The organism is Falsiroseomonas sp. RANM36 (assembly GCF_056682175.1).
In genome coordinates this window covers 476,852-483,196 of the sequence record NZ_JBWXTD010000004.1, presented here as the reverse complement: position 1 = coordinate 483,196, position 6,345 = coordinate 476,852, and the positions used below count along the sequence as shown (strand labels likewise).

Below are 6,345 nucleotides of genomic sequence, written 5' to 3'. Positions count from 1 at the left end.
GCCGGGGGGGGGGGGCGCCCGGGGGGGGGGGGGGGGGGGGGCGGGGGGGGGGGGGGGGGGGGCGCGGGCCCCCCCCGCGGGGGGGGCGGGGGCGGCGCCGACACGCTCGAAGGCGGCGCGGATGCCGACACCCTGTTCGGCGGCGAGGGGCCGGACCTGTTGCGTGGCGAGGACGGCAACGATTCGCTGCGCGGCGACGGCGGCGACGACACGCTGGATGGCGCCGGCGGCAACGACCGGCTGCGCGGCGGCGCAGGCAACGACGCGCTGCTCGGCGAGGCGGGCGACGATACGCTGCAGGGCGAGGACGGCGGCGACGTGCTTGCCGGGCAGGGTGGCGCCGACGTGCTGGATGGCGGCGACGGCGCCGACCTTTTGCTCGGCGGCGACGGCCCGGATTCGCTCACCGGCGGCGCCGGCGACGACACGCTCTCCGGCGGCACCGGCGCCGACACGCTGGATGGCGGGCCGGGCCGCGACCGGCTGGATGGCGGCGGCGGCGACGACCTGCTGCGCGCCGGCCCCGATGGCGGCCCCGATGGCGGCGCCGAGCTGCGCGGCGGGGAAGGGGCGGACACGCTGGACGCGACAGCCGGCGATGCGCTCGGAAGCCTGCTGATCGGTGGCCTCGGCGACGACACCTTCGTGGTGGATTCGTCCGCCGACCGGGTGGTGGAGGAGGCCGGCGCCGGCATCGACACCGTGCGCGCGATGCTGGAGGGCGGCGGCTACGTCCTGCCGGCCAATGTCGAGCACCTGGTGCTGCTCGGCGGCGCGCTGACCGGGCATGGCAATGCGATCGCCAACCGCATCGAGGGCAACGCGCTGGCGAACCTGCTGGGCGGCGGCGGCGCGGCGGATACGCTGATCGGCGGGGCCGGCGACGACACGCTGATCGGCGGCCCCGGCGAGGACATCTTCGTGCTCGGCGCCGGCACGGGACGCGACGTGATCGCGGATTTCAGGCCCGGCGAGGATGTCCTGCTGCTGCTCGGCGATGCCGGCCATGCGACCGCCGCGGCGGCGCTTGCGGCCTTTCGCGCGACGGGGGGCGGGCTCGAGCTGCCGCTTGCCGGCGGCGCGGTGGTGCTGCAGGGCGTCGCCGCCGGCGCCCTGCGCGCGCAGGACATCCTGATCGGCTGAAGCCTACCGCACCAGGTCCCGATAGGCATGCCAGGTGGCGTGGCCGATCAGCGGCAGCACCAGCGCGAGGCCGAGGAAGAAGGGCACGAGCGCCATCGCCGTGAACACCACGATCAGCCCGGCCCAGAAGGCCATCGCGCGCCAGTTGTCGAGCGTGGCGCGGATCGAGATCACGATCGCCTCGATCGCCGAGATGTCGCGGTCCACCAGCATCGGGATGGAGACGGCGGAGACCGCGAAGGCCACGGCGGCCAGCACGAAGCCCGCGCCGGTGCCGATCACCAGGAAGGGCAGCAGCTGGTCCGCGCGCAGCAGCGCCATCGGCAGCGTCTCGATCGAAGGCGAGAAGCCGAGGCCGAAGAACACCATGAACAGCAGCGCCGCCAGCCGCACCCAGAACAGGTTGATCAGCAGCAGCACGGCCCCCATCAGCGCCAGCTGCGGCCCGTTGCGGCGGAACGCCGTGAAGGCGATGCCGAGCGACACCGGCTCGCCCGCCTCCCGCCGCCGGCTGGTCTCGTAGAGACCGGCGCCGAGCAGCGGCGCCACCAGGAAGAAGCCCGCCACCGCCGGCAGCACCGCCCACAGCGCATCCACCGCGATCAGCAGCAGCACCAGCAGCCAACTCGCCGCCACGATCGCGAAGCCATAGAAGAAGCCGATATGCGGCGTGGCCATCAGGTCGCGCCAGCCGGCCTCCAGCCAGCGCCAGGGCTGGTCGTTCGGCACGATATGGATCGTCGGCCGGGTCGGCCCGGCGGCCGGCACGCTTTCGGCCGGTTCCACGCTTTCCGTCGTCATCGCGGCTCTCCTCCCCCCGGCTGACCGGTGCGCAGGGCGCCAAACTAGGCGATGTGCGCTGCAGCAAGACTTGATCCTGATCAAGGACGCTGACCGATTGGGAGGGTCTTCTTTCCCGCACGCGCCGGTCGGCCCGCGACTGCGGCGCGCGGAGGGGAGATCCGACCTCATGTCAGCAACAGGCTATGCCGAAGGGCTGGCCGCACCCGCCACGGGCGCACAGAGCGCCGTGCGGGTCGATGCCTATGTGGAGGCGCCGATTCGCGCCTTCGCCATCGCCACCGTCTTCTGGGGCGTGGTGGGCTTCCTCGTGGGGGTGGTGATCGCCTCCCAGCTCGCCTGGCCGCTGCTCAACCTCGACCTCGAATGGACCACCTTTGGCCGCCTGCGGCCGGTGCACACCAGCGCGGTGATCTTCGCCTTCGGCGGCAACGCGCTGTTCTGCACCAGCCTCTATGTCGTGCAGCGCACCTGCCGCGCGCGGCTGTTCGGCGGCGACGCGATGGGGTGGTTCCTGTTCTGGGGCTACCAGTTCGTCATCGTCTCGGCCGCGCTGGGCTATGTGCTCGGCGTCACGCAGGGCAAGGAATACGCCGAGCCCGAATGGTACGTGGACCTTTGGCTGACCGTGGTGTGGGTGCACTACCTGGTCGCCTTCGGCGGCACGATCCTCCGGCGCGAGGAGCCGCACATCTACGTGGCGAACTGGTTCTACCTCGCCTTCATCATCACCGTGGCGATGCTGCATATCGGCAACAACCTGGCGCTGCCGGTCACGCTCGGCCATTCCAAGAGCTACGGCCTGGCCTCCGGCGTGCAGGACGCGATGATCCAGTGGTGGTACGGCCACAACGCGGTGGGCTTCTTCCTGACCGCCGGCTTCCTCGGGATGATGTACTACTTCATCCCGAAGCAGGCGGAGCGGCCGGTCTATTCCTACCGCCTGTCCATCGTGCACTTCTGGTCGCTGATCTTCCTCTACATCTGGGCCGGCCCGCACCACCTGCACTACACGGCGCTGCCGGACTGGGCGCAGACGCTGGGCATGGTGTTCTCGATCATGCTGTGGATGCCGTCCTGGGGCGGCATGATCAACGGCGTGATGACGCTGTCGGGCGCGTGGGACAAGCTGCGCACCAACCCGGCGCTGCGCTTCTCCGTCACCGCCGTCGGCTTCTACGGCATGTCCACCTTCGAAGGGCCGGTCATGTCCATCAAGGCGGTGAACGCGCTCAGCCACTACACCGACTGGACCATCGGCCACGTGCATTCCGGCGCGATGGGATGGGTGGGCTTCGTCACTTTCGGCGCGCTCTACTGGCTATTCCCGCGGCTGTGGAACAAGCGGGGCGTCTATTCCGAGAAGCTGATCTCCTGGCACTTCTGGATCGCGACGCTCGGCATCGTGCTCTACATCACCGCGATGTGGGTCTCGGGCATCCTGCAGGGCCTGATGTGGCGCGCCTACGACGAGAACGGCTTCCTGCAGTACAGCTTCATCGAGACCGTCGCGGCGATGCACCCCTACTACGTGATCCGCGTGATGGGCGGGCTGCTCTACCTCTCCGGCGCATTGATCATGGTCTACAACCTCTGGATGACCGTCACCCGCGGCGAGAGCACGGATGCGGTCGCCGCCGTTCCGCAACCCCTCGGGCCCGCCTCCGCGGTCCCGGCCGCTGCGCAGTGAAGGAGGGCGGAGCGATGAAGTGGTTCAACCACGCGAAGATCGAGACCAACCTGATCCTGATGGGCGTGCTGACGCTCATCACGGTCTCGATCGGGGGCCTGGCGCAGATCGTGCCGCTCTTCACCGTCGCCACCACGATCGAGCGGGTGGAGGGCGTGCGCCCCTACACGCCACTCGAGCTGATGGGGCGGAACATCTACATCCGCGAGGGCTGCTACGTCTGCCACAGCCAGATGGTGCGTCCCTTCCGCGATGAGCTGGAGCGCTACGGGCACTTCTCCCTGGCGGCGGAGAGCATGTACGACCATCCCTTCCAGTGGGGCTCCAAGCGGTCGGGGCCGGATCTGGCGCGGGTCGGCGGCCGCTACTCGGATGACTGGCAGGCGGCGCATCTGCGCAGCCCGCGCGCGGTGGTGCCGGAAAGCATCATGCCGCCCTACGCCTTCCTCGACCGTCCGCTCGCCTATGCGGACATCGCGGATCACCTGAAGGCGCAGCGCGCGATCGGCGTCCCGTACAGCGACGAGATGATCGCCAACGCCCGCGCCGACCTCGAGGCGCAGGCGCGGCCGGAGGCCGATCCGGCCGCCTTCCAGGGCCGCTACGCCCGCGCCCGCCAGGCCGCCTTCGACGGCAACCCCGCCACCATCACCGAGATGGATGCGGTGGTGGCCTACCTCCAGATGCTCGGCACGCTCGTGCAGTTCCGCGACGTGACGCCCGAGCAGATGCGGCAGCAATAGGGAGGCGCCGCGATGACCGATCTGCTCGCCTCCCTCCACTCCACCTTCGCGACGCTGTGGGTGGTCTGGTTCTTCGTGCTCTTCACCGGGATCATCCTCTACGTGATGGCCCCCTGGCGGAAGCGCGGCTACGAGCGCGCGGGCGAGATCCCGCTGCGTGACGAGCTGCCGCCTTCCCGCCGCTGAGGAATCCGTCATGCCGACGAAGATCGAAAAGGACGCCCTGACGGGCACCAACACCACCGGCCATGAATGGGACGGGCTGAAGGAGCTCAACACGCCGCTCCCCAAGTGGTGGCTCTACGTGCTGTATGCGACGATCGCCTTCTCGGTGGTCTGGGTCATCCTCTACCCCGCCTTCCCGATCCGCGGCGCCACCGGCGTCACCGGCTGGATCGCGCGGGAGCAGGTGATGCAGGACGTCGCCGCCGCAAACCAGCGGATGGCCCCGATGCTGAACCGCATCCGGGAGGCGACGCCGCAACAGATCGCGGCCGATCCCGACCTGCGCGCCTTCGCCATGGCCGGCGGGCGCATCGCCTTCGCCAACAACTGCGCCGGCTGCCACGGCGCGGGCGGGCAGGGCGCGCCGGGGGGCTTCCCGAGCCTGGCGGATGACGACTGGATCTGGGGCGGCAGCTACGACGCCATCCTGCAGACCATCCGCCACGGCATCCGCTCTGGCGAAAGCGACGAGGAGCGCACGAGCATGATGCCGCGCCTCGTCGCCGACGGCGTGCTCACCGTGGCGCAGGCCGGCGACGTTGCCGCCTATGTCGTCTCGCTCGGCGGCGCCACCGACGATGCCGCGGCGGCCGAGCGCGGCAAGCCGCTCTACGCCGACAACTGCGCCGCCTGCCATGGCGAGAATGGCGAGGGCAACCGCGACGTCGGCGCGCCGCGGCTCAACGACCGGATCTGGCTGCATGGCGGCGACCGGCACGCCATCGCGCGCTTCATCGCCAATCCCCGCATGGGCGTGATGCCGGCCTGGGGCGGCCGGCTCGATCCCGCGACGGTGAACATGCTCGCCGTCTACGTGCACGCGCTCGGCGGCGGCGAGAACTGAGCAGGCCATGAACGACCTCGCGGCACGCGAAAAGCTGGCGCCGGCGGGCGGTTCCCCGCCGCCGGCCCAGCCGCTCTACGCCAACCGCCAGAAGGTGTATCCGAAGGCGGTCACGGGCCCGGTGCGGCGCGCGAAATGGGCCGTGCTGGTCGTCTGCCTGGCGCTCTACTACCTGGTGCCGTGGATCCGATGGGACCGCGGCCCGGGCGCACCGGACCAGGCGGTGCTCGTGGACATGACCCATGGCCGCCTCTACTTCTTCTTCTTCGAGATCTGGCCGCAGGAGGTCTACTTCCTCACCGGCCTGCTGATCCTCGGCGCCATCGCGCTGTTCGCCGCGACGTCGCTGTTCGGCCGCGTCTGGTGCGGCTTCGCCTGCCCGCAGACGGTCTGGACCGACCTGTTCATGTGGGTCGAGCGCAGGATCCAGGGCGACCGCAACGAGCGCATGCGCCTCGACAAGGCGCCCTGGACCGCGGAGAAGTGGCGCAGGAAGGCGCTGACGCATGCGGCGTGGCTCGCCATCGCGATGGCCACCGGCGGCGCCTGGATCATGTATTTCAACGACGCGATCGAGCTCTGGCCGAAATTCTTCACCGGGCAGGCCGGCGCGGGCGTCTATCTCTTCTTCTGGCTCTTCACCGGCACGACCTATCTGCTCGCCGGCTGGGCGCGGGAGCAGGTCTGCACCTACATGTGCCCCTGGCCGCGCTTCCAGGCCGCGATGCTGGACGAGAACTCCCTCGTCGTCTCCTACCGCGCCTGGCGCGGCGCGCCCCCCGGCGCGCCGGGCCCGGGCGCGCTGCCGCATGTCGCGACGGAGCTGTTCCTGCAGCGCGCGGGCATCCAGGTGCTGCACGTGCCCTATCGCGGGGGCGGGCCGGCGGTGGCGGATCTCG

General features: G+C 70.5%; 7 protein-coding genes. 6 read left to right on the top strand and 1 reads right to left on the bottom strand.

The features are described 5' to 3' along the window. Positions 1-1,143: calcium-binding protein (locus tag AC1MIR_RS16075; RefSeq protein WP_480029197.1), on the top strand; the 1,143-nt coding region annotated here is incomplete at its 5' end. A gap of 3 nt (positions 1,144-1,146) precedes the next feature. Here AC1MIR_RS16075 and AC1MIR_RS16070 read toward each other — a convergent pair. Continuing rightward, a complete protein-coding gene (locus tag AC1MIR_RS16070; protein WP_480029196.1) occupies positions 1,147-1,944 on the bottom strand; it encodes a DUF2189 domain-containing protein in 798 nt (265 codons plus the stop codon). Positions 1,945-2,113: 169 nt separating this feature from the next. On the opposite strand from AC1MIR_RS16070, the gene ccoN reads away from it, so the two are divergent. From ccoN to AC1MIR_RS16045, 5 genes are all read left to right on the top strand, one after another. Continuing rightward, positions 2,114-3,634 (top strand): cytochrome-c oxidase, cbb3-type subunit I, encoded by a 1,521-nt coding sequence (gene ccoN / locus AC1MIR_RS16065; protein ID WP_480029195.1) that lies wholly within the window; start codon positions 2,114-2,116, stop codon positions 3,632-3,634. 14 nt (positions 3,635-3,648) lie between these two features. Next, positions 3,649-4,377: a cytochrome-c oxidase, cbb3-type subunit II gene (ccoO, locus tag AC1MIR_RS16060; RefSeq protein ID WP_480029194.1), complete on the top strand. Its 729-nt coding sequence runs from the start codon at positions 3,649-3,651 to the stop codon at positions 4,375-4,377. 12 nt (positions 4,378-4,389) lie between these two features. Then, positions 4,390-4,563, top strand: a complete 174-nt coding sequence (locus AC1MIR_RS16055) for a cbb3-type cytochrome oxidase subunit 3 (protein WP_480029193.1) — start codon at positions 4,390-4,392, stop codon at positions 4,561-4,563. Positions 4,564-4,573: 10 nt separating this feature from the next. Further along, positions 4,574-5,446 (top strand): cytochrome-c oxidase, cbb3-type subunit III, encoded by an 873-nt coding sequence (gene ccoP, locus AC1MIR_RS16050; RefSeq protein WP_480029192.1) that lies wholly within the window; start codon positions 4,574-4,576, stop codon positions 5,444-5,446. Between the two features lie 7 nt (positions 5,447-5,453). Further along, on the top strand, positions 5,454-6,345 hold an 892-nt coding region (locus AC1MIR_RS16045), incomplete at its 3' end, for a 4Fe-4S binding protein (RefSeq protein WP_480029191.1).

What these genes read in the sequence shown, in the direction of transcription:
- AC1MIR_RS16070 (WP_480029196.1), bottom strand. Translation starts at nt 1,944, where the DNA reads ATGACGACGGAAAGCGTGGAACCGGCCGAAAGCGTGCCGGCCGCCGGG.
- ccoN (WP_480029195.1), top strand. Translation starts at nt 2,114, where the DNA reads ATGTCAGCAACAGGCTATGCCGAAGGGCTGGCCGCACCCGCCACGGGC.
- ccoO (WP_480029194.1), top strand. Translation starts at nt 3,649, where the DNA reads ATGAAGTGGTTCAACCACGCGAAGATCGAGACCAACCTGATCCTGATG.
- AC1MIR_RS16055 (WP_480029193.1), top strand. Translation starts at nt 4,390, where the DNA reads ATGACCGATCTGCTCGCCTCCCTCCACTCCACCTTCGCGACGCTGTGG.
- ccoP (WP_480029192.1), top strand. Translation starts at nt 4,574, where the DNA reads ATGCCGACGAAGATCGAAAAGGACGCCCTGACGGGCACCAACACCACC.